The 21,592-nt window shown below is 60.6% G+C and carries 17 protein-coding genes and 1 tRNA gene; 12 read left to right on the top strand and 6 right to left on the bottom strand.

Features of this window, described 5'->3' with window-relative positions; genetic code table 11:
• Positions 1 to 88 precede the first annotated feature (88 nt).
• Positions 89 to 1,525, top strand: a complete 1,437-nt coding sequence (locus tag AACY49_RS10220; RefSeq protein WP_339523430.1) for an IS1182 family transposase — start codon at positions 89 to 91, stop codon at positions 1,523 to 1,525.
• Positions 1,526 to 1,749: 224 nt separating this feature from the next.
• Here the strand turns inward: AACY49_RS10220 and AACY49_RS10215 are convergent, their stop codons facing one another.
• On the bottom strand, positions 1,750 to 2,667 hold the full coding sequence (locus AACY49_RS10215; protein ID WP_258700222.1) for a LysR family transcriptional regulator: 918 nt from the start codon (positions 2,665 to 2,667) through the stop codon (positions 1,750 to 1,752).
• 115 nt (positions 2,668 to 2,782) lie between these two features.
• Between AACY49_RS10215 and AACY49_RS10210 the strand changes: the two genes are divergently transcribed.
• Complete coding sequence (locus tag AACY49_RS10210; RefSeq protein ID WP_258700223.1) at positions 2,783 to 3,976, top strand: serine hydrolase domain-containing protein; 1,194 nt, start codon at positions 2,783 to 2,785, stop codon at positions 3,974 to 3,976.
• Positions 3,973 to 5,163 carry an MFS transporter gene (locus tag AACY49_RS10205; RefSeq protein ID WP_150633846.1) on the top strand — a complete coding sequence of 397 codons (1,191 nt, stop codon included), beginning with the start codon at positions 3,973 to 3,975 and terminating at the stop codon, positions 5,161 to 5,163. The genes AACY49_RS10210 and AACY49_RS10205 overlap by 4 nt, the downstream gene beginning before the upstream one ends.
• 425 nt (positions 5,164 to 5,588) lie before the next feature.
• On the opposite strand, the gene AACY49_RS10200 is transcribed toward AACY49_RS10205, so the two are convergent.
• Positions 5,589 to 5,676: transfer RNA gene (locus AACY49_RS10200), tRNA-Ser, on the bottom strand.
• A 123-nt stretch (positions 5,677 to 5,799) separates the two neighbouring features.
• Between AACY49_RS10200 and AACY49_RS10195 the strand changes: the two genes are divergently transcribed.
• On the top strand, positions 5,800 to 6,471 hold the full coding sequence (locus tag AACY49_RS10195) for a Bax inhibitor-1/YccA family protein (protein WP_258700224.1): 672 nt from the start codon (positions 5,800 to 5,802) through the stop codon (positions 6,469 to 6,471).
• A gap of 69 nt (positions 6,472 to 6,540) precedes the next feature.
• Here AACY49_RS10195 and AACY49_RS10190 read toward each other — a convergent pair whose 3' ends face one another.
• Complete coding sequence (locus AACY49_RS10190; protein WP_258700225.1) at positions 6,541 to 6,870, bottom strand: YceK/YidQ family lipoprotein; 330 nt, start codon at positions 6,868 to 6,870, stop codon at positions 6,541 to 6,543.
• 56 nt (positions 6,871 to 6,926) lie between these two features.
• The gene (locus AACY49_RS10185; RefSeq protein ID WP_258700226.1) at positions 6,927 to 7,364 is read right to left on the bottom strand and encodes an Lrp/AsnC family transcriptional regulator; all 438 of its coding nucleotides are present in this window, start codon (positions 7,362 to 7,364) and stop codon (positions 6,927 to 6,929) included.
• A gap of 135 nt (positions 7,365 to 7,499) precedes the next feature.
• Between AACY49_RS10185 and AACY49_RS10180 the strand changes: the two genes are divergently transcribed.
• Positions 7,500 to 8,393, top strand: coding sequence for a DMT family transporter (locus tag AACY49_RS10180; RefSeq protein ID WP_339523421.1), 894 nt, complete (start codon positions 7,500 to 7,502; stop codon positions 8,391 to 8,393).
• Between the two features lie 8 nt (positions 8,394 to 8,401).
• Here AACY49_RS10180 and AACY49_RS10175 read toward each other — a convergent pair whose 3' ends face one another.
• Both AACY49_RS10175 and AACY49_RS10170 read right to left on the bottom strand, forming a co-directional pair.
• Entirely contained in the window at positions 8,402 to 9,445 is a 1,044-nt protein-coding gene (locus tag AACY49_RS10175; protein ID WP_339523624.1) for an FUSC family protein, read from the bottom strand.
• Positions 9,446 to 9,489: 44 nt separating this feature from the next.
• The gene (locus tag AACY49_RS10170) at positions 9,490 to 11,115 is read right to left on the bottom strand and encodes an NADP-dependent glyceraldehyde-3-phosphate dehydrogenase (protein ID WP_258700228.1); all 1,626 of its coding nucleotides are present in this window, start codon (positions 11,113 to 11,115) and stop codon (positions 9,490 to 9,492) included.
• A 276-nt stretch (positions 11,116 to 11,391) separates the two neighbouring features.
• Between AACY49_RS10170 and AACY49_RS10165 the strand changes: the two genes are divergently transcribed.
• The 7 genes from AACY49_RS10165 (at position 11,392) to AACY49_RS10135 (ending at position 21,557) form a co-directional block, all read left to right on the top strand.
• Positions 11,392 to 12,279: a Dyp-type peroxidase gene (locus AACY49_RS10165; RefSeq protein ID WP_258700229.1), complete on the top strand. Its 888-nt coding sequence runs from the start codon at positions 11,392 to 11,394 to the stop codon at positions 12,277 to 12,279.
• 16 nt (positions 12,280 to 12,295) lie between these two features.
• Positions 12,296 to 13,264 (top strand): Gfo/Idh/MocA family protein, encoded by a 969-nt coding sequence (locus AACY49_RS10160; protein WP_339523417.1) that lies wholly within the window; start codon positions 12,296 to 12,298, stop codon positions 13,262 to 13,264.
• A 187-nt stretch (positions 13,265 to 13,451) separates the two neighbouring features.
• On the top strand, positions 13,452 to 14,069 hold the full coding sequence (gene lexA, locus AACY49_RS10155; protein ID WP_258700231.1) for a transcriptional repressor LexA: 618 nt from the start codon (positions 13,452 to 13,454) through the stop codon (positions 14,067 to 14,069).
• A complete protein-coding gene (imuA, locus tag AACY49_RS10150; protein ID WP_258700232.1) occupies positions 14,069 to 14,686 on the top strand; it encodes a translesion DNA synthesis-associated protein ImuA in 618 nt (205 codons plus the stop codon). Before lexA ends, imuA begins: the two co-directional genes overlap by 1 nt.
• A gap of 7 nt (positions 14,687 to 14,693) precedes the next feature.
• Entirely contained in the window at positions 14,694 to 16,109 is a 1,416-nt protein-coding gene (locus tag AACY49_RS10145; RefSeq protein WP_258700233.1) for a Y-family DNA polymerase, read from the top strand.
• On the top strand, positions 16,106 to 19,183 hold the full coding sequence (locus tag AACY49_RS10140) for an error-prone DNA polymerase (RefSeq protein WP_339523414.1): 3,078 nt from the start codon (positions 16,106 to 16,108) through the stop codon (positions 19,181 to 19,183). Before AACY49_RS10145 ends, AACY49_RS10140 begins: the two co-directional genes overlap by 4 nt.
• Positions 19,184 to 19,445: 262 nt before the next feature.
• On the top strand, positions 19,446 to 21,557 hold the full coding sequence (locus AACY49_RS10135) for a hybrid sensor histidine kinase/response regulator (RefSeq protein ID WP_339523411.1): 2,112 nt from the start codon (positions 19,446 to 19,448) through the stop codon (positions 21,555 to 21,557).
• Positions 21,558 to 21,592: the final 35 nt, after the last annotated feature.

Here is a 21,592-nt window from a genome sequence, read left to right as displayed (position 1 = left end):
GCGTGGTGGTCGCTAACCGACCCAGGCTGTGTGAAAACACCTGCAATTGTCTAATCTTCTGATCGTCGAGATCGTAGCGGGGGCGATCATGAAGCGATTTATTGAAGGTGAGGCTCGGACGCAAGTCACCTTGCTGCCGGAGTGTCTGGACGATTACGTAGCCGAAGAAAATCCAGTGCGCGTGGTCGATGTTTTCGTCGATGAACTCGACCTGGGCACACTTGGTTTTGAGGGCGTCGATCCTGCCGCAACGGGTCGTCCGGCCTACCACCCAGCGGTGTTGCTGAAGATCTATATCTACGGCTACCTCAATCGGATTCAGTCCAGCCGCCGGCTTGAGCGTGAGGCCGAGCGCAACGTCGAGTTGATGTGGTTAACGGGGCGTTTGGCTCCGGACTTCAAAACCATTGCCGACTTTCGCAAAGACAATGGCAAAGCCATTCGCAGCGTCTGCCGACAATTCGTAGTACTTTGCCGCAACCTCAATCTCTTCTCACAATCAATCATCGCCATCGACGGCAGCAAATTCAAAGCCGTGAACAACCGCGACCGTAACTTCACGCAGGGCAAAGTGAAGGCACGCATGCAGCAGATTGAGCAGAGCATCGATCGATATCTGGCAGCAATGGATTCGGCGGATCGGGCAACGCCCGAACTGGCTGAGGCCAAAGCAGAGCGGCTTAAGGAAAAGATAGAAACACTGAAAAAGCAGATGCAGAAACTCAAAGAAATCGAGGCGCAGCTTCACGACAGTCCAGACCAGCAAATTTCGCTTACCGATCCAGATGCACGTTCAATGGCCACAAGCGGCCGAGGCACCGGAACGGTTGGCTATAACGTACAAACAGCCGTCGACGACAAGCACCATCTGATCATTGCCCATGAGGTGACCAACGTTGGTAATGACCGGGCGCAGCTCAGCAATATGGCGAACCAAGCGCGTGAAGAGATCGGCGCGGAGTCGCTAACGGTGGTTGCCGACCGAGGCTATTACAAAGGTCTGGAAATCCTTGCGTGCGAGCAAGCTGGCATCACTACCTTCGTACCGAAACCCCTCACATCTGGCAGCAAAGCCGAAGGCCGATTTGGTAAGCAGGACTTCATCTATCTTGCGGCGTCGGACGAGTATCGATGCCCTGCGGGGCAGTTACTAACTAGGCGGCATTCGTCGATGGAAGACGGCATGTTATTGCATTGTTACTACTTCTCGGGCTGCCAGTCCTGCTCAATGCAAAAGCAATGTACGACGGGTAAGGAGCGCCGTGTGAAACGCTGGGAACATGAGGCTGTAGTCGATGCGATGCAAGTTCGGCTAGAACATGATCCAGCGATGATGAGGGTTCGTCGACAGACCGTTGAACATCCTTTTGGAACGCTCAAGTTCTGGATGGGAAGTACCCACTTCCTGACCAAAACCCTGCCGAGGGTGAGCACCGAGATGAGCCTTCATGTGCTCGCCTACAACCTCAAACGAATGATGAGTATCTTCGGCATCGCAGGACTGCTTGAGGCGATCAGGGTGTGAACCCAGCTACTTGATCGTCCGTGAGTAGCCGTTTGGGCCGCTGACGCGGCCCAAACGGCATTACGAACTTCTATGTCACTGACTAAACTAATTCGCGCTTCCGCCCGCTGATTCCATAGGCAACCCTCGCGACTCTCAGTTTTCGAGGTGTTTAGCGCGTTTTCACACAGCCTGGACCCATAGCTGCCGGTGGCAGCAGGCATAAATCGGCCAATAGCGGACGTTTAGATTAGTGAAAATAAATCCGTCCCCTTTCTCCCCGGAAAAACCCGGGCGCAGAGGAAGTCGACGAATACCCGCACCTTAGGAGAAGGGTGTTTACTGGAAGGCCAGAGTAAATGAAACTCGCCATTGCGCTCTGTGTGCTCTGGCAAAACGGTCCACAGCTGCCCCTCGGTGAGCGCCTGCCTCACGGAGAACTCCGGCAGATAGGCGATGCCCAGTCCCCGCAAGGCAAAGCATAAACGGGTTTCGATGGTGTTGCAGATCATCGAAATGGGCAAGGATAACTCGGGCTCCTCAGCAGTACGACGCAAGGCCCAGGTTTCCAGCTTGCCGCTATTGGGGAAACGGTAGTGCAAGCAGCTGTGCAGCAGCAGATCGGTTGGTACTTTTGGCGTACCACGCGCTGCCAGGTAGTCCGGCGAGGCGACCAGCAACGAACGGAATGAACCGAGCTTACGGGCCGATAAACGCGAATCCGTAGGCGCGCCGGTTCTGACCACGACGTCGAAACCTTCCTCGATCACATCGACCAGGCGGTCGCTGAAGTCTAGGTCCAATTCAATGGCCGGGTACTCACGCATAAAGTCGCCGAGCACCGGATGTACCAGCGAACTGACCAAGGGCAGGCTGACCCTCAAGCGTCCACGTGGAGCGACGCTGGCTTGCGACAGTTCCAGTTGAGCCGCCTCGATTTCTGCCAGAATCCGACGGCTGCGCTCCAGAAACAGCATGCCTTCGGCAGTCGGCGTGACGCTGCGCGTGCTGCGGTGAAACAGGCGAACACCGAGCTTCTCTTCCAGCCGCGCCACGCTCTTGCCGATGGCCGACGCCGACACCCCCAGCATTCGGCCGGCCGCAACGAAACTGCGATTTTCAGCGACCTGCACAAACACCACAAAGCCATTCAAGCTGTCCATGCTGCCCTCCATTGCGGATGTTCTGCTCCGCATAAAATGGAACTCTACCCCAGTTTTTCTTTAATCCTAGACTTTCTATCGTGGCGGGGCTCTCCACTCTCAGAAGGAACTGCGCATGACCCTCCCCGAAATCGCTTTATCCACGGGCACGCTTTCCCGTCAATTGTCCGCGCGCATTGAAGCAACGGTCCAGCAAGCGCTGGAGCAGCAGCGACTGGTTGGCGCGGTAGTATTGGTGGCCCGCGATGGCGAGTTGGTCCATCGCCAGGCGGCCGGCTGGGCCGACCGCGAGAAGCGGTTGCCGATGAGCGTAGAGGCGGTGTTTCGCTTGGCATCGGTCAGCAAACCTATTGTCTCGACGGCGGCCCTGGTGTTGGTAGCGCAAGGCCGTCTCGGTCTGGATGACAGCGTTGAGCGGTGGTTGCCCGAGTTTCGGCCACAGTTGGCTGATGGACGTGCTGCCCGCATCACGGTGCGGCATTTGCTTAGTCACACGGCGGGGCTTGGCTATCGCTTTTTCGAAGCCGATGCGCATGGCCCCTATGCACAGGCCGGTGTCTCGGATGGTATGGATGCGTCCACCGTCAGCCTCACCGAGAACCTGAGCCGCATCGCCAGCGTGCCGCTGCTGTACGAGCCCGGCACGGCCTGGGGCTATTCGGTGGCAACCGATGTACTAGGTGCTGTGATTCAGCGGGTGCAGGGCGAGCAACTGGCTGATGCGGTGCGCCAGCTCGTGACTGATCCGCTGCGCATGACCGATACCGGCTTTGCCGCGCTGGACCCATCGCGCGTGCCTACCGCCTACGTCAGTGCGACTCCCGAGCCCCATGCGCTGGCCGAAGGCGAAATCGTTTCTCCGTTCGAGGGGGCGATCGGCATCCCGTTCAGCCCCGCCCGCATCTTCAACCCGCAGGCGTTTGCGTCGGGTGGTGCCGGTATGGCCGGAACAGCCGAGGACTTCCTGCGCCTCCTTGAAACATTGCGTCGCGGCGGCGGTGAGCTGCTGTCCACGGCACTCGTCGAGGAGATGGCACTCGATCAAACCGGCGGCCGGGAATTACCCGCTGCACCGGGGTTCGGCTTTGGTCTGGGGTTCTCGATACTGCGCGATCCGGCCTTGGCGGTCACCCCCGAGTCGCCAGGCACCTGGCGTTGGGGTGGCGCCTATGGCCATTCGTGGTGTGTGGATCGACAGCAGAAGCTGAGTGTCGTCGCCTTCACCAACACGTTGTACGAGGGCATGTCGGGACGGTTCGTAACCGACCTGCGGGACGCGGTATACGGCGTCGCGGAGCTAGGCCAATGAACTCGGAAGTGCAGGATCGCATGCCTTATGCACCCTTGTTGGCGCTGGCAATGGCCGCCTTCATCACCATCCTTACCGAAGCACTGCCGGCTGGTCTGCTGCCGCAGATGGCACAGGGGCTGGCCGTCTCCGAGGCGTGGGTCGGGCAAACCGTCACCGCCTATGCCATTGGATCGCTAATGGCCGCCATGCCGTTAACGGCGGCCACACAAGGATTTCGTCGCCGTCCCTTGCTACTCGCTGCCATCGCCGGCTTTGCCATTGCCAACACGGTCACGACGTTTTCGACCAGCTTCACGTTGACGATCGCGGCGCGCTTTCTGGCCGGCGTTGCGGCGGGGCTACTGTGGGCGTTATTGGCCGGCTATGCCGCGCGCTTAGTACCCGAACACCGCAAAGGCCGCGCCATCGCGATTGCGATGGTGGGCACACCCCTGGCGCTCTCGTTGGGCATCCCGGCCGGAACCTTTCTGGGCAACGTCCTGGGATGGCGCATGTGCTTCGGCATCATGAGCCTGCTGGCCGTGCTGCTGATGGCATGGGTGCGCTTCAACGTGCCGGACTTCGCCGGAAAGGCTGAACAAAAACGTCTGTCGCTGCGCTACGTATTCACACTGTGGGGCATTCGCCCCGTGCTCTTCGTGGTACTGGCGTTCGTCCTTGCGCACAACATTCTCTACACCTACATCGCTCCGTTTCTGCAAGTGGCCGGCCTGGGGGCGCAGACGGATGTAGTACTGCTGGTCTTCGGAATCACATCGCTGCTGGGAATCTGGATTGTTGGGCTGTTAATCGACCAGTACCTGCGTGCGCTGACCCTGGCGAGTACCGCATTGTTTGGCATTTCAGCGATGGTGCTGGGTATAGCAGCCACTGAACCCGTTGCCGTTTTCGTAGCGATTGGCGCGTGGGGATTAGCCTTTGGCGGTGCCGCAACGTTGTTTCAAACGGCATTGGTCCGAACTGCTGGCGATGCGTCAGATGTCGCACAATCCATGCTCGTGACTGCTTGGAACATCGCAATTGCTGGCGGGGGCATTGTGGGAGGTCTGCTACTCGACCGACTCGGCGTAGAAGCATTCCCTCCTGCACTACTGGTGCTGTTGGTGGCCACGCTGATGGTGACGTGGTCGGCCAAGTTGCGCGGGTTTCCCGTGGTGCAGGGGGTGAAATCCGATGCAATTTGAATGTGCTGATGTGGTAGCAGGCAGCGGCGAACCTCGTTAACAGCGCATCCCAAAGCTTTTGGACGGAAGTGGACCGGCATGACAGCTATCGCCAACCTTTGCCGCGTGGTTCGAACAGGTCTGCATAGCCCCTTGAGTAGTGTCTGTACGAGATCTGCAATCCATACCCAGTGTCCGCTTCTGGCCCGTTAGCTGCCGCTCCTGATTCACAGCTGTTGGCCGGAAGCTGATTATCGATCCTGACCGAATACCCATTTTGCGTGCGAGTCGAGTTTCTTGATCCAGGTAGGAGAGGTCGGTACGGAACGGGAGGGTTGCGGAAATAGCTCAAAAGATGCGGAAACGATATAGAAATGGTGCAACAGAAATCGCACACTCCAGAAACGACAAAGCCCTGAATAATCAGGGCTTTGTCGTACATAAGATGGCGGAGGCGATGGGATTCGAACTCATGGACCTGTTACAGTCGACGGTTTTCAAGACCGTTGCCTTAAACCACTCGGCCACACCTCCGTTTGCGTTGCGGGCGCCATAATACCTGAATGAAACACACTGTCAAACTCTCTGCATGGCTTGTTACAGAGCGTCTGTTATGATCTTTGCGACTGAACGTTTCAAACCAACAGGAGTGTCGCCATGCGCGAACAGGATTACGCAGTTAATAACAGCGTGCAGGCTGAGCAGCTAGAGGTTAGCCGCGTCCTGCGCAACACTTACGGCTTACTCGCACTCACCCTCGCATTCAGCGGCGTGATGGCGTTTGTCGCGCAGCAGATGCGTGTCGGCTACCCGAACGTCTTCGTGGTACTGATCGGCTTCTACGGCCTTTTCTTCCTCACCAACAAACTCCGTGACTCGGCGTGGGGCCTGGTTTCTGCGTTCGCGCTGACCGGTTTCATGGGTTTCCTGCTCGGCCCGATCCTCAATCGTTACCTGGGCATGCAGGGCGGTGCGGAAGTGGTCAGTTCGGCCTTCGCGATGACCGCGCTGGTGTTCGGCGGCCTGTCGGCTTATGTGCTGATCACCCGTAAGGACATGAGCTTCCTCGGTGGTTTCATCACGGCCGGTTTCTTCGTGCTGCTGGGTGCGACACTGGCGAGCTTCTTCTTCCAGATCAGCGGTCTGCAATTGGCGATCAGCGCAGGTTTCGTGCTGTTCTCCTCGGTGTGCATTCTGTTCCAGACCAGCGCCATCATTCACGGCGGCGAGCGCAACTACATCATGGCGACCATCAGCCTGTATGTATCGATCTACAACCTGTTCGTCAGCTTGTTGCAACTGTTCGGCATCATGAGCCGCGATGATTGATCGCCAGCCTTGAGTAAAAAACCCGCTTTGGCGGGTTTTTTATTGCCCGAAAATCGGGGCGACCCAAGGTTATTCGGTAATGACAATGCTGCCGTCAGCCTGCTGCCGATAAATAGTGTAGGGCAGCAGCATGGTGTCGAGTGCGCCGGAAATGACTACGTCGATCAGCACAAAGGGCGTGCCGTTGTTGTATTGGTACTCATTGATGCCCGGGCCTGGAGGCGCATGCAAGCTGCAAAAGTCGTAAGTCACGCCGCTATAGATCCGTGGAATCGCACCGCAGTAGGTTTTCTGTTCCTTGAGACTCTTCACCGCCGCTTCGTCACTGCGCACCACCGTCTGGAACGTACCGCAACCTGCAAGCATCACCGCTGCCAGTAGCATGGCCTGAGTTTTCATACCGCCAATCCTTCGTCGGAAAGGATCAATCTACGCTTTTGCGAACCAAACAGCACTCACGCCATCGGTGGCAGCCGGCGCTTGACCGGGGTCTTCTTGACGATCGCAGTGTTGGTTTCGGCGTGGCTGTTGAGGCGGTCGAGGAGGGTGTCCAGTTGTTCCATCGAGCGTACATGCAGGCGGGCGATGAAGCAGTCATCGCCGGTGACTTTGTCGCACTCGGTGAATTCAGGGATGGCCTGAATCTGTCGCTCCACTTCCTGCAACTGGCCCGGCAACGGGCGGATGCGGACGATTGCCTGGAGTTGATAGCCGAAGGATTTGGGGTCGACCTCAACGGTATAGCCCTTGAGTACACCGCGTTCTTCGAGGCGGCGCAGGCGCTCGGCGACGCTGGGCGAGGACAGGCCGCTGATCTGTGCCAGGGCCTTGAGTGAGCGGCGTGAGTCTTCCATCAATGCGCTGATCAGCACTTGGTCGATGTCATCGGTCATGGCGAAACCCCTGTTAGGCAATCGGTTGAATAAGCCTTGATAAAAAAGGCAGAAACCGAGTTTAGCCTGCTTTTTGCACTGGAGAAGCCCCCCCGTGGATTGGCATACTTTGGGCTCAAACACAGGAGGTTGATGATGGACAAAACACTACGTCGCGGGTCATTCGAGATGACCGCCGCCATGCTGATATCCGGGACCATTGGCTGGTTCGTGCTGGTGTCCGGGCAACCGGTGCTGGACGTGGTGTTCTGGCGCTGCGTGTTCGGTGCCGGCACTTTGTTGCTGATCTGCGCGGCGTTCGGCTTTCTGCGCCCTGGCATTTTGACGTCCACCACCTTCTTGCTGGCGGTACTGAGCGGTGTAGCGATTGTCGGTAACTGGGTGCTGTTGTTCGCGTCCTACTCTCGCGCCTCGATTGCCATCGGCACGGCGGTTTATAACGTCCAGCCGTTCATGCTGGTGGGGCTGGCCGCGCTGTTTTTGGGGGAGAAAATCACCCTGCAGAAACTGTTCTGGCTGGGCATTTCGTTTCTCGGGATGCTGGCGATTGTCAGCGCCCATGGTGAGCAAGGCGAGGGCGGCAACGATTACCTGATGGGGATTGCTCTGGCGCTGGGGGCGGCCTTGCTTTACGCGATTGCCGCGTTGATCATCAAACGCCTGACCGGCACGCCGCCCCATCTGATTGCCTTGATCCAGGTCTGCACCGGTGTGTTGTTGCTCGCGCCCTTTGCGCATTTTTCGGCGATGCCGCAAGCACCCAGTGCCTGGGCCAGCCTGGTGACTCTGGGCATCGTGCATACCGGTTTGATGTATGTGTTGCTCTACGGCGCGATTCAAAAGCTGCCGACCGCCCTGACCGGCGCACTGTCGTTCATCTACCCGATTGCGGCGATTTTCGTTGACTGGTTCGCCTTCGGTCATCGCCTGGAACCGCTGCAATGGATCGGTGTCGCCGCGATTCTGTTGGCCGCTGCCGGGATGCAACAGGGTTGGAGCCTGAAGCTTCGGCGGGTGGCTACACAATAAACGGCCTCTCAGATGTTCCAGCGCGGTGCGGTCTTCGCCAGGCGCTGGCGCATCTCGCCGATGTTCGCGGTCAATTGTCGGGTCAGCAATCGGTAGCCATCCAGCGGACTGTAGACCGGCGCATCGAGCGTTGAGTCCGATGGCGGTTCGGCTGGCCGGCTGAGCCGTTGCGAAGCGCCCGATTTCAATGCCCGAGCCATACCGATCAGTTGCACCCGGATCTGTCGGTGCTCGGCTTTCAATGCCGATTGCAGATGGGCCATTGCCTCGGTGTCATCGGCATTCGGCCGGCTATTGCCGAGGATTTCCAGGATGCTGATGCACATCCGCAAATTGCGCTGAATCGCATCGAGTTCGGTCATGGAAACCCGCACTTCCTTGGACACCGAGGGCATCAGTGAGCGCAGTTGCACCATGACCGTATTCAAGCGATTCATGAGCTTCAGGTGTTCGTCAGCGTTGACGGACTCGCCGTTGATGATGCGGCCGTAGATGGCCGCGCAGTCGCGCAACGCATCGGCCAGGTTGTAGCGCCAGGAGTACACCGCGTACAGCGGCAGGGCGAAGGAGAAGGCCAGCGCCAAGGCGATGCCGATCAGAATATCCACCCCGCGCCACAAGCCATCGGTGACCGGGTTGTCACCGTGCCCCGCGACGATAAACACGGTGATCGCCGACAACAGCGCCGTGTAACCACCCTTGCCGATGGCGTGGTACGAGAAGAATCCGCACACCACCGACATCGCGAAATAGGTCAGCCACGGCATCCCGAGCCAGGCCTGTTGTGCCACCAGCAACAAGCCGACACCGGCCCCGATCAAGGTGCCGATGGCTCGCTCGGCGGCTTTTTTGCCGATATTGCCGTGGTGTTGCAAGCCACCGATCACCACCAGCATGGTCACCGACGCCCATTCACCGTGGGGCAGGTGGATGCCGGTGGTCAGCAGGATCGTCGCCAGCAAGCCCAACGAAACCCGCACCGCATGGATCAGTTTGGCGTGGCGGTAGCGCCGGTACGGGTCCAGCAACGGACGCAGTATTCGGCGCAACAGCGGTGGCAGTCGAAGGCCTCTGATGATGCTCAGGCTCGGTGTCCTCAGAAGATATAGTCGGTGGTCAGGAAGCTCGAGTTTCGTCCGCTGATGATCTCGCTGATGAGCTCTTTACTGCTTTCCTGGAACTTGGTCGCCACCAGGGTCCGGATCGAAAATACTCGCAGCGCATCGTGCACCGATAACGTGCCCTCGGCGGAGTTCTTGCGACCGTTGAACGGGTAGGTGTCCGGACCGCGCTGGCACTGGGCGTTGAGGTTAATGCGGCCGACCTGGTTGGCGAAGGTGTCCACCAGCCTGCCAACTGCAACCGGGTTGGTGCCGAAGATGCTCAGTTGCTGGCCGAAGTCGGATTCCAGGACGTAATCGATCACGGTGTCCAGATGACGGTAAGGCACGATCGGCACGACCGGGCCGAACTGTTCTTCCTGGTAGACGCGCATCTGCGGCGTCACCGGGTACAACACGGCCGGGTAGAAGAACGATGCGCGGGCTTCACCGCCATTGGGGTTGATCACGGCTGCGCCTTTGCTGACCGCGTCCGCTACCAGCGAATGCAGATAATCGACTTTGCTCGACTCCGGTAGCGGCGTCAGCGCCACGCCGCTGTCCCATGGCATGCCAGGTTTCAGGGAGGCGAGTTTGGCGTTGAATTTCTCGATGAACGCTTCGACCACGTCTTCGTGGACGAAGAGGATTTTCAGTGCGGTGCAGCGCTGACCGTTGAACGACAGGGAGCCGGTGACGGCTTCGCTGACCGCGTTGTCCAGATCCACCTCTGGCAGGACGATGCCGGGGTTCTTCGCATCCAGGCCCAGCGCCGCGCGCAAGCGGTGAGGTCTTGGATGGAGTTTTTTCAGGTCGCTGGCGGCCTTGTTGGTGCCGATAAACGCAAAGATATCGATCTTGCCACTGGCCATCAGCGCGCTGACAGTCTCGCGGCCGCTGCCGTAAATGACGTTGATTACCCCGGCCGGGAAGCTGTCGCGAAAGGCTTCCAGCAGCGGGCGAATCAACAGCACGCCAAGTTTGGCCGGCTTGAACACCACGGTGTTGCCCATGATCAGCGCCGGAATCAGCGTGGTGAAGGTTTCGTTCAGCGGGTAGTTGTAAGGCCCCATGCACAATGCCACACCCAGCGGAACGCGGCGGATCTGGCCGAGGGTGTCTTGTTCCAGTTCGAAACGGCTGGAGCGGCGGTCGAGTTCCTTGAGGGCGTTGATGGTGTCGACGATGTAGTCGCAGGTGCGGTCGAACTCTTTTTCCGAGTCCTTGAGGTTCTTGCCGATCTCCCACATCAGCAACTTGACCACTGCCTCGCGCTGCTGACGCATGCGCCCGAGGAAGGTTTCGACATGCTGGATGCGCTCGGCCACGCGCATGGTTGGCCACAGGCCCTGGCCGCGGTCGTAGGCGCGGACGGCCGCGTCCAGAGCGGTCAGTGCAGTGTCGGCATCGAGCAGCGGCGTGCTGCCGAGGATCACTTGTTCATCGCCATTCGCGCCACTCAGGTACACCGGGCTGCGGACCTGGGCGAGGGACCCGGACCAGGTTCTCAGTTCGCCATCGACCAGGTATTCGCGCTGTTCGGTCTGGCCGTTGAGGCGGTATTTTTCCGGGATGCTGTCGGCGGTGGGAAACAGGTTGCCAAGGATCGGTGCTGTGGTCATGTCGCTACCCCGTGTGGATTGGGTGATGCACTGATGAATCGTTTTAGCAGACCTTGGCCTCGCTTGTCATGACTCATCGACTCATCACATGGTTACAGCAATGTGTGCTGCTTTCGCCGGGCTTTCAAGCGCTGGAGCCTGCGCGCGTTTTGTAATGAAACTCCCCGTAGCAGCTGCCGAGCCCGCGAGGCTGCGTTCGGCGGCGATCTTTTGCCCTGAAAACACACAAGTAACGATCCCCCGGTTAAACTTCACGCTCTTTCTAAAGGAGTTCATATGAGTTATTACCAGCCGGGCATTCTCGCCACCCCCGTTCCGCCTCAAGCTCGTCATATGTTCTTCGCACTTGAATCCGCCGAGGCACTGCCGGCTGCGCTGGATAACCTGATGCGCCTGGTGGACGGAAAATCGGCGGTGGTCGGTTTCGGTGAATCCCTGGTCAAGGCGCTGCACGCGCAGATCGACGGGTTGCGCGCCTTTCCTGCGCTGGTCGGTGTCGGCGTCGACAACCCGTCGACCCAACACGCGCTCTGGTGCTGGCTGCACGGTGTTGACCGTGGCGAATTGCTCAACCGCAGCCACGCGATCGAAGCCGCATTGGCACCGGCCCTGCGCCTGGTGCAGATGAACGAAACCTTCCGCCACATGAATGGCCATGACCTGACCGGTTATGAAGATGGCACCGAAAACCCTCACGACGAAGCCGCTGTAGCGGCTGCGTTGCTGGGTGAGGGCGCTGAGGGGCTGGTCGGTGGCAGCTTCGCCGCGATCCAGCAGTGGCAGCATGACCTGAAGGGCTTTCACGCGATGGCGTCCCATGAGCAGGACAACATCATGGGGCGGCGCCTGAGCGACAACGAAGAACTCGACGACGCGCCGATCTCCGCCCACGTCAAACGTACCGCCCAGGAAAGCTTCGCACCTGAAGCCTTCGTGGTCCGTCGCTCGATGCCGTGGATCGAAGGCGATCGCGCCGGCCTGATGTTCCTGGCCTTCGGTTTTTCCCTCGATGCGTTCGAAGCCCAACTGCGGCGCATGAGCGGTCTGGAAGATGGCATCACCGACGGTTTGTATCGCATCAGCCGACCGATCACTGGCGGCTACTACTGGTGCCCACCGCTCAAGGACGGTCGCCTCGACCTGCGCGCACTGCGCATCGGCTAAACCTGCGGGAGTGACTATGAACGTGGTGCGCTGGGGCATGATTGGGTGTGGCAGTGTGGCCGAGCGCAAGAGTGGACCGGCCTTCTACAAGGTGCCCGGCTCGGCGCTGGTGGCTGTGATGGGGCGGCGTCTGGAGGCGGTGACCGATTACGCCGCGCGCCACGGCATTGCCCGGGTCTACACCGACGCTAGAGCGCTGATCAATGATCCCGAGGTGGACGCGGTGTACATCGCCACCCCACCCGACAGCCATTACGCCTACAGCCTGCAAGTGGCGGCCGCCGGCAAACATTGCTGCGTCGAAAAACCAATGTCGCTGAATGCCGGGCAAAGCCGTGAGATGCAAGAGGCCTTTGCCGATGCGGGACTGCACCTGTTCGTTGCCTATTACCGACGTTCGTCGCCGCGCTTCCAGCAAGTGCGGCAATGGCTTGCCCAGGGGCGGATCGGCGACGTTCGGCACCTGACCTGGACGCTGACCAAAGCGCCTTCACCGAGTGATCTTGGCGGCACAGACAACTGGCGCACCAACCCGGCGATTGCCGGTGGCGGTTACTTCGCCGACCTCGCCAGCCATGGCTTCGACCTGTTCCAGTACCTGTTGGGCGATATCGTCGAGGTCGCTGGTTTCACCGCGCACCAGTCTGGCCTCTACGCCGCCGAAGACGCCGTCAGCGCCAGTTGGCGTTTTGCATCCGGGGCGTTGGGCATGGGCTGCTGGAATTTCGTGGCGGACCGTCGCGAGGATCGGGTGGAGGTGATCGGCAGCCAAGGCCGGATCAGCTTTTCGGTGTTCGACGAACACCCGGTGCAGCTTGAAGCCGATGAACACCTCAGTCTGTACATCGAGCATCACGAACACGTCCAGTGGCACCACGTGTTGGGCATGAACGCCCACATCCGTGGCGAAGCGCAACACCCGGCGGTGGCCGAACAGGCGTTGAAAACCGATTGGGTGATGGACCAGATCCTCAAGCGCGGCTGAAAGAAAAGATCGCAGCCTTCGGTAGCTCTTGCTGGTGGGGGCGCATAACCGTGTAGGAGCTGGCGCAGCCTGCGATCTTTTGATCTTGGGGGCGTGCTTTCCCTTCTCTCAACAGCAAAGATCACAGCCTTCGGCAGCTCCTGCGCTGACTGACGGTCCTTGTCAGGTAAAACTCAAAAGAGTACAAATGTACTCCATGACGACTTTAACTCCCCGCCGTACCGCTATCCTGACCTTCATCCGCGATCGAATCGCCGAACATGGTCAGCCCCCGAGCCTCGCTGAAATCAGCGAGGCCTTTGGTTTCGCCTCCCGTAGCGTGGCGCGCAAGCACGTGCTGGCGCTGACCGAAGCCGGTTTCATCGAGGTCAACCCGCATCAGGCGCGCGGTATCCGCTTATTGAACCAGCCGCCGCGGCCCGAGCTGCTGGATGTTCCGGTGCTCGGCCGCGTGGCGGCTGGTGCGCCAATTGGTGCCGATGCCGAGGTCCACAGCCGTTTGCTGCTCGATCCGTCGATCTTCTCGCGGGTACCGGATTACATGCTGCGGGTTCAGGGCGACTCGATGATCGAGGACGGCATTCTCGACGGCGACCTGGTGGGCGTGCGGCGCAACCCCGAGGCGCTCAACGGCCAGATCGTCGTGGCGCGGCTCGACGGTGAAGTCACCATCAAGCGTTTCGAGCGGGTTGGCGATTCTGTTCGCCTGTTACCACGCAATCCGGCTTACCAGCCGATCATTGTTCGAGCCGATCAGGACCTGGCCATCGAAGGCGTGTTCTGCGGTCTGGTGAGGCAAGGGTGATGGGCGCCGTCGTTGCGCTGGATACGCTGTTCAATGGTGGCCAGGTCTGGAAGGGCCGACCTGCGCCACCGGCCGTCAGCCCGCAACCCACGGGGCATGCCGCGCTGGATGCGGCATTGCCGAGCGGTGGCTGGCCGGAAGCGGCGCTGAGCGAAATCCTCCTGGCCGGGCAGGGCGTGGGTGAGTTGCAACTGGTGTGGCCGGCGCTGGCGCGGCTGTCGGCGGCAGGTGAGCGCATCGTGCTGGTGGCGCCGCCTTACGTGCCGTATCCCCAGGCCTGGCAGAACGCCGGGGTCGATCTGCGCCAGCTGTCGATCATCCAGGCCAGTGAGCGCGATGCGCTATGGGCGGCGGAACAATGCCTGCGTTCGGGCAGTTGCGGGGCGGTGCTGTGCTGGCCGCACAAGGCCGACGATCGGGCGTTACGACGTTTGCAGGTGGCGGCGGAAACCGGGCAGACCCTGGCGTTCGCCTATCGCCCGCTCAGTGAGGCCATCAACCCGTCGCCAGCGGCCTTGCGCATTGCCATTGACGCCAAACCTGCTCAGTTGCGGGTGCTCAAGTGCCGGGGCGGGTTGGCCCGTTCGGCGCCGATTGCCTTTGCTGTGGGGCATTGAGGTTGCCATGCGCTGGGTTTGCATTCTCTTCCCACAATTGGCGCTGGACGCGGTACTGCGTCAGCGCCCCGACCCCGATGAGCCGTTGGCGCTGCTGACCGGCCCGGCCCAGCGTCGGGTGTTGCAAGCGGTCAACGGTTCGGCGCGGGCGCTGGGTTTGCGGCCCGGTCAGTCGATGACCGCCGCCCAGGCCTTGAGCAAAGGGTTCGTCACCGCCGAATACGATGCCGCCGAGATCGAACACTGGCAGCAGTTCCTGGCCGCCTGGGCCTATCGGTTCAGTTCCCAGGTCAGCGTGCATTACCCGCGAGCCGTGGTGTTTGAAATCGAATCCAGCCTGGGTTTGTTCGGGCCCTGGCCGCAGTTCGAGGCACGGTTGCGCGCCGAGCTCGCTGAGCTGGGGTTTCGTCACCGGATTGTCGCTGCGCCCAACCCGGTGGCGGCGCGAGTGCTGGCCAACGTTTATGACGGTCTGGTGGTGCCGGACGATGAAGCCTTGCAGCACCACCTCGGGCAGTTGCCCGTCGACCGGGTCGCTCTGGAGCCAGGCGTTGCCACGGCATTGTCGCGCATGGGGCTGCGCACGTTGAGTCAGGTGCAGGCGCTGCCCCGGCATAGTCTGGCCCGGCGTTTCGAGGCGCAGGTGCTCAAGCATCTGGACAGCCTGTTCGGTGAACGGCGGCTGGCGCTGGCGTTTTATCTGCCGCCGGACCGGTTCGATGTACGCATCGAGCTCAACTTCGATGTGCAGTCTCATCAGGCGTTGCTGTTTCCATTGCGCAGGCTGACCGGCGATCTGTCGGCGTTCCTCTGTGGTCGAGACAGCGGTGTGCAGCGTTTTGACCTGCACCTTGAACACGCCGGGTTGCCGGACACGCTGATCAAGGTCGGCCTGCTCAGCGCCGAGCGCGATCCGGCGATGCTGTTCGAACTGGCCAGAGGAAGGCTGGAGCAGGTTCAGGTCGAGGCCCCGGTGCGCGGTTTTCGTCTGCGGGCCGAAGATCTACCGGCCTTCGTCCCTCAGTGCCAGGAGCTGTTCGACGATCGTCCGCAGCAATCCTTGCCCTGGGAGCAACTGCGCGAACGCTTGCGCGCACGGCTGGGGGATGACGCGGTGCAGGGCTTGCGGTTCCAGGCCGATCACCGGCCGGAGTGCGCGTGGCAGGCCACTGTCGACAGCCAGGGCTGTGGGGTACTGCCGGCCGTGCAACGTCCGGGCTGGTTGCTGATTGAACCGCAGGCGATACACGAAGGCTCGACGCGCATCCTCATGGGGCCGGAGCGCATTGAGTCGGGCTGGTGGGACGGCGACGACGTACGCCGCGATTACTACCTGATCGAAACCCGTACCGGTCAGCAGGGCTGGGCCTATCGGGCGGTGGGTGAAAACGGTCCGTTGTGGCTGCAAGGCTGGTTCGCATGAGTGTCGACTATGCCGAACTGCACTGCCTGTCGAACTTCAGTTTCCAGCGCGGAGCTTCCAGTGCGCTTGAGCTTTTTCAGCGGGCGAAAAAACAGGGCTATCAAGCCTTGGCAATCACCGACGAATGCACCTTGGCGGGTATCGTCCGCGCCTGGCAGGCGGCCAAGGCCGTGGAGTTGCCGCTGATCATCGGCAGCGAAATGCGCATCGAAGATGGCCCGAAACTGGTGCTGCTGGTGGAAAACCTCGAGGGTTACCAAACCCTGTGCCGACTGATTACCCGCGCCAGACGCCGCACGCAGAAAGGCCAGTATCAGGTGCTGCGGGAGGATTTCGGCGAGCCGTTGCCGGGGCTGTTGGTGTTGTGGGCGCCAGATACAGTCGATGACTTTGCGCAGGGCCACTGGCTGAAACAGACCTTCGCCGAGCGCCTGTGGCTGAGTGTTCAGTTACATCGCGGGCAGGACGACACCCGGCGACTGGCGGCGCTGCTGACCCTGGCGCGGGAACTGCGAATCCCGGCGGTGGCCAGCGGCGATGTGCACATGCACGCCCGTGGCCGGCGCGCCCTGCAGGACACCATGACCGCGATCCGTCATCACGTACCGGTGGCCGAGGCCGGGTTGCGTCTGCACCCCAATGGCGAACGGCATTTGCGCAGCCTCGACGCCTTGCGCGATCTCCATCCCCAGGCACTGCTTGACGAGACGCTGATCATCGCCCGGCGCTGCACCTTCGACCTCGGTCAGTTGCGTTATCAATATCCCCGGGAGCTGGTGCCCGACGGTCATACGGCCACGTCCTGGCTGCGGGTTTTGGCAGAAAAGGGTATTCGGTGGCGCTGGGAAAAAAGCCCCAAGGCCGAGGTGCTGGCGCAGATCGACAAGGAACTGGAGCTGATTGCCGAGCTGGGGTACGAAAGCTACTTCCTGACGGTTCACGACATTGTGAATTTCGCCCGCAAGCAACGCATTCTTTGTCAGGGGCGAGGTTCTGCCGCCAACTCGGCGGTGTGCTACGTGTTGGGGATCACGGAGATCGATCCGGAGCGGAGCACGCTGCTGTTCGAGCGTTTTCTCTCCAAAGAGCGCAACGAACCGCCGGACATCGACGTGGATTTCGAGCACGAGCGCCGCGAAGAGGTCCTGCAGTACGTGTTTCAGCGTTATGGCCGGGCCCGTGCGGCGCTGACGGCGGTGGTCAGCACTTACCATGGTGCCGGCGCAGTGCGCGACGTGGCCAAGGCACTGGGTTTGCCGTCGGATCAGGTCAACGCCCTGGCCGATTGTTGCGGCCACTGGAGTGATCAGGCACCGCCCGTCGAGCGCTTGCGTGAAGGTGGTTTCGATCCCGATACTCCGGTGTTGCGCCGGGTGCTGAGCCTGACGGGGCAGTTGATCGGTTTCCCCCGGCACCTGTCCCAGCACCCTGGCGGTTTCGTGATTTCCGAGCAGCCTCTGGACAGCCTGGTGCCGGTGGAAAACGCCGCCATGGCCGAGCGCACCATCATCCAGTGGGACAAGGACGATCTGGATGCGGTCGGGTTGCTCAAGGTCGATATTCTGGCGCTGGGCATGCTCAGCGCGATTCGCCGTTGTTTCGATCTGCTGCGTCGGCACCGTGGCCGTGACCTGAGCCTGGCGACGGTGCCGGCCGAAGACCCGCAAACCTACGAGATGATTGGCCATGCGGACACCATCGGGGTGTTCCAGATCGAGTCCCGGGCACAGATGTCGATGCTGCCGAGGCTCAAGCCCAAGAACTTCTACGATCTGGTGATCGAGGTGGCGATCGTTCGTCCGGGGCCGATTCAGGGCGGGATGGTGCATCCCTATCTGCGACGGCGTAAGGGCGAGGAAGAGGTGAAATACCCGTCGAAAGAACTTGAAGCGGTGCTGAAACGTACGTTGGGCGTGCCGCTGTTCCAGGAACAGGTGATGCAGATTGCGATTGTTGCCGCCGACTACAGCCCCGGCGAGGCCGATCAATTACGCCGCTCCATGGCCGCGTGGAAACGCCATGGCGGACTGGAACCGCACAAGGAGCGTCTGGCCGACGGAATGAAAAAAAACGGCTACACGGCTGAGTTCGCCGCGCAGATCTTCGAGCAGATCAAAGGCTTCGGCGATTACGGTTTTCCCGAATCCCACGCCGCCAGTTTCGCCTTGTTGACCTACGCCAGTTGCTGGTTGAAATGCCACGAGCCGGCGGCCTTCGCCTGTGCGTTGATCAATAGCTGGCCCATGGGTTTCTACAGCCCCGACCAGATTCTCCAGGACGCTCGCCGCCATCATTTGCAGATTCGCCCGGTGGACGTGCGGGCCAGCGACTGGGATTGCAGCCTGGAACCGATCACCGGCGCGCAGCCGGCCATTCGCATGGGGTTGCGGATGATCAAGGGCTTTCGCGAGGACGATGCCCGGCGTATTGAGGTCGCACGGTCGAAAGGGGCGTTTGCCGACATCGCCGACCTTGGCGAACGGGCACGACTCGATGCCCGGGCCCAGGAGCAACTGGCCGATGCCGGTGCACTGCGCGGGCTGGCCGGTGACCGGCATCGGGCGCGCTGGGAAGTGGCAGGGGTACAGAAACAACTCGGTTTGTTTGCCGGTTTGCCGAGTCAGGAAGAGCCGGCGGTGTCTCTGCCCAAACCCACCGTGGGCGAGGACCTGCAAGCCGATTACGCCAGCGTCGGCACCACCCTCGGTCCGCATCCGCTGGCGTTGCTGCGGGGTGAACTCAAGGCCCGGCGCTGTCGCAGTTCCAGGGAAATGCTGGCGGTCGAGCATGGGCGTCCTGTCAGCGTCGCCGGGCTGGTCACCGGTCGGCAGCGTCCGGGGACCGCCAGCGGCGTGACCTTCGTGACCCTTGAAGACGAGTTTGGCAACGTCAACGTGGTGGTCTGGCGCGACTTGGCTGAACGGCAACGGCAGATACTGGTCGGCTCGCAATTGCTCAAGGTCGATGGGCGCTGGGAAAAGGAAGGCGAGGTGCGGCACCTGATTGCCGGGCGCTTGAGCGATCTGAGTTCATTGCTTGATGGCATCCATGTGCGCAGCCGGGATTTCCGCTGAACCTGCGCTATTGACCGAATATGCGCGTAGGCGCTGCCGAAGCAGTGTCGGTCACCCGATTGCCGGCGTACCAGTACGCGACTGCTATCGGCAGGGCATCTGGCGGGCTTGTTGTACGGGCCACTTAGAGGCCACGCGAGAATCAGCTATACCTCTATGAAACCATTGGCGTTGGCGGTGCTCGAAACAAACGGGCACGCACCGTCTCCTCACGCCGTTGCACTGCCTGAAGACATGTCATTCACAGGACATAGGCCAGTCGATGCAGTTTCTAGACAATAGTCACGGATGTACTGGCTGGAGCGGCGAAATGGCCGGACGCATTCGCGCGTTCGACTGGAGCCTGACTGAGCTGGGGCCCATCGAGACCTGGCCCGGGAGCCTGTGCAGCGCGGTGCAGTTATTGCTCGCCTCACCGCTGCCGATGGTGATGCTGTGGGGCCGACCCGGTTACATGATCTATAACGATGCCTACTCGAGGTTTGCCGGTGGGCGCCATCCTTACCTGCTGGGTTCCCCGGTGGAATTGGGTTGGCCAGAGGTCGCCGAATTCAATCGGCATGTGGTGGATATCTGCCTTGCGGGCGGGACCTTGTCCTATCACAACAAAGCCTTGGTGCTGTTGCGTGACGGTGTCCCCGAAGACGTCTGGATGGATCTTTATTACAGTCCCGTCGCCAATGATGACGGGCACCCTGCCGGGGTCATGGCGATGGTGGTCGACACCACTGACCATGTGATTTCCGAACGCCGGCGTCAAGAAGCCGAAAACGCTTACCGCGCCGACAACGAAAAGGTTCGCCTGGCCCTCAATGCCGGGGCTTTGCTCGGCTCGTTCGTCTGGGACATCAAGGCCGATGTATTGTCTGGCGACGAACGCTTCGCCCGCACATTTTCCTACCCGCCTGATCAGGACCTGGCCAACCTGCCACCCCTCATCGCCGAAATGCAGATTCATCCCGACGACCGCAGTTGGGTTCAGGAGCGGATCAATCAGTCAGTGGAAACCGGCATCCCCTATAACGCCGAATATCGGGTTCTGCGTCCCGACGGCAGTTACCTGTGGGTGCTCGCCAGTGGGTGTTGCGAATTCAACGAGCAAGGTGAAGCACTCCGCTTTCCGGGGGTGTTGATCGACATCCACGAGCGCAAGATCGCCGAAGAATCGTTGCTCAAGTTCACCCGCAACCTGGAGCAGCGAGTCGCCGACGAAGTCGAAGCGCGACTGGCGGCCGAAGAGCAGTTGCGTCAGTCGCAAAAACTTGAAGCCATCGGCGGTCTCACTGGCGGCGTGGCCCATGACTTCAACAACCTGTTACAGGTGATCGCCGGTAACCTGCACTTGCTGGCGCGTCACGAGCCGGACAACGCCAACGTGCAACGGCGGGTCAGTGCCTCGATTGCCGCGGTCGAGCGCGGTGCCAAACTGTCTTCACAGCTGCTCGCTTTTGCCCGTCGTCAGCCCCTGTCGCCAGCCGTCTGCGATCCACGGCAGATTTTTGAAGGGCTGGGGGAATTGTTGCAGCGGGCGCTGGGGGAGACCATTCAGATCAATGTGACCCTTTCACCGAATCCCTGGCATATCTATGTCGACGGCAATCAACTGGAAAACGCCATTCTCAACCTTGCGATCAACGCGCGAGACGCCATGAGTGGCGAGGGGACCATTGCCCTGAGCGCCGAGAACATTGCCCTCGACCGCAAGTTTTGCGCAGGCAAGGGCATCGCCGCCGGCGACTATGTTTGCGTTGCGGTGGCTGACACGGGCGTTGGCATGTCGCCTCAAGTGCTCGCACAGGCCTTTGAACCTTTTTTTACCACCAAGGCCGATGGTCAGGGCACTGGCCTGGGGTTGAGTATGGTGTTCGGTTTCGTCAAACAGAGTGGCGGGCACATCGAGATTTCCAGCGGCGTCGGACAAGGCACTCGGGTGCAGCTGTATTTTCCTCGCAGCTTGCGTCCGTTGCTCGATGAAACAACGCGCCATGATCCGCAGCACCGGGGCGGGCACGAAACCATTCTGGTGGTCGAGGACAACGAAGCGGTGCGCGGCTCGGCGGTGGATTTGTTGCGTGAAGAGGGCTATCAGGTCCTGACCGCGGCTAACGGTGATCTGGCGATGCAGATGTTGCTCGATGGCGTGACGGTGGACCTGATCTTCACCGATGTGGTCATGCCCGGCTTGATCAAAAGTTCGGATCTGGCCGCCTGGGCCAAGGTGCAGGATCCTCCGGTGGCGGTGCTGTTTACCTCCGGCCACACCCGGGACATTATTTCGCGCAATCACCAACTCAGCCCCGACACTTATTTGCTGAGCAAACCTTATGGCCCTGAAGCGCTATTGAGCAAGATCCGCAGCGTGCTGAATGGTTGATTCCGGATTTGCATTGACTGTGCAATTCATGTGGG

This window comes from Pseudomonas sp. EL_65y_Pfl2_R96 (assembly GCF_963970905.1).
Classification (GTDB): domain Bacteria; phylum Pseudomonadota; class Gammaproteobacteria; order Pseudomonadales; family Pseudomonadaceae; genus Aquipseudomonas.
Note: the sequence above shows the minus strand (reverse complement) of the source record. Positions and strands in the feature narration are given on the sequence as shown.